General features: G+C 38.9%; 3 protein-coding genes. 1 reads left to right on the top strand and 2 read right to left on the bottom strand.

Going from position 1 to position 1,581, the window contains the following annotated elements; translation table 11 throughout:
- Positions 1-370 (top strand): hypothetical protein (locus KDK19_RS12080; RefSeq protein ID WP_257292057.1); only part of this gene is annotated, 370 nt, incomplete at its 5' end.
- An 81-nt stretch (positions 371-451) separates the two neighbouring features.
- Here KDK19_RS12080 and KDK19_RS12085 read toward each other — a convergent pair.
- The gene (locus KDK19_RS12085) at positions 452-985 is read right to left on the bottom strand and encodes a hypothetical protein (RefSeq protein ID WP_257292058.1); all 534 of its coding nucleotides are present in this window, start codon (positions 983-985) and stop codon (positions 452-454) included.
- Positions 986-1,093: 108 nt separating this feature from the next.
- Positions 1,094-1,581: hypothetical protein (locus KDK19_RS12090; RefSeq protein WP_257292059.1), on the bottom strand; the 488-nt coding region annotated here is incomplete at its 5' end.

The following is a 1,581-nucleotide window of genomic DNA, read 5'->3' on the forward strand; positions in this document are numbered from 1 at the left end:
AGCGCATAACCGCAAAGCTGACGGGCGCACAGTATGTGCGTCCCAGACTAGCGTGTTGTTAGGTGGCGATAAACACAGGATTAAAGACATGGAAATAAAAACCACACATTTAACTATTGTTTACACAGTGAACGATCAAAAAGCGTTTGAGGTGGAGAAGTCTAGAATAAGAAACTATTTCGAATCACCAGATGGCAAGCCTTGGGCTATCACTTCATTGTCGAGAGATCACGAAATTAAGAGGCTAGAACTTATCGAAGAAGCCTTGGAACAAAATCAAGTTGATCTGGCTAAACGAATAATCCGAGCGATAAACCTTTGTGACTATGAAACTCTGGCTGACTTCGACTTGGATATAGACGCTGACTAAGCCACCTAACGCCTGCATGAGCCGCGCGCCGCAGGCGCGTCGGGTGGAGCCCTTTAGGGCGGAACGTACTCCATGCAATTGTTAGATTTCGTTGTTTGAACAAAAATTAAAATCTTTTGACAGGTCGTATCCAATTGGGTCATCTGACCTTTTTAAAAATCTCCGATAATGTACTTTGTACTTATCTCTTTGGTAATTGATTTCACCATTAAAAATAATACCAGAGAATGATGGGTTTTCATGCTTGACCATATCTAGTACTTTTACTTTTGTTCCTACTGGGATTTCAAAATATTCAGTAATGAGGCTTGGAATTTCACACCTTCTCATATTTTTGTTGAGTAAATGCTTTTTTCCATTTATAAATTCTAAATATGATGTACTTGGGTTAGGAATGATATCCCATCTCTGAGGGTTTTGATCAATTACTGGATTACTACTAAATAATGGACATGTATTCCAAATCCTTTCGATAATAGTCTGAGAGTTTGTTACTAAGCATTTATAGGGTTCGACAGAAGGATCAGAGTTTAATTTAATAGATTCTGTAGATACGCAGCCACTTAAATATATCGAAAAAATTAAAGTAAAAACTTTTTTGACTTTTTTCATCATTCAAAAAACCGATTATTTTAATTCGTAACTCATTTTCTTTGGGGCTTGCACTAGAAATCTAACGCCTGCATGTGCGGCGCACGTAGTGTGTCCGACACGATGCTTTTGTTAGGTTTCGATGGCTCGTAACAGCTTATTGATGTGCTTAATTGCGAGCAACCTTTGATCTTCATCACTATCGAGATTAAGTACATGAGAAAAACGGTACATTTCAGCCTCTTGCAAAAGTTGGTAATCCTTTTTACCTATGTATTGCTCCCAAGCGCAATCTATTATTCGTACCTGACGCTTACTACCAACTGCTCTCAGTTTGAGATAAGCCGAAAACTGAAGGGGATAAGCAGCCTGGAGAATTTCCAAAGCACCAGTATCGGGGAAATCAGGCTCTCTGGCATAGAGCTTAATAAGTGCATCGACGAAAGGGGTCGTGAAGTCTGCTTTAGCTTGCTGAAAAATCAAATCTTGGGAAATCCTCCTTTGAAAGATAGCCCCAGCGAACATACAAAAAATAGCAGTTCCGGCAATAATAAATGTGTCACAAATAGTTTGTTCCATAACAGTCTTTCTTTTTCTACGTTTATAGGGATATTTATAAG

The organism is Endozoicomonas sp. ONNA1 (assembly GCF_024606325.1).
Lineage (GTDB): Bacteria > Pseudomonadota > Gammaproteobacteria > Pseudomonadales > Endozoicomonadaceae > Endozoicomonas_A.

Excerpts from the sequence above, each read along its gene's own strand:
- KDK19_RS12085 (WP_257292058.1), bottom strand. The coding sequence starts at position 985 with ATGATGAAAAAAGTCAAAAAAGTTTTTACTTTAATTTTTTCGATATAT.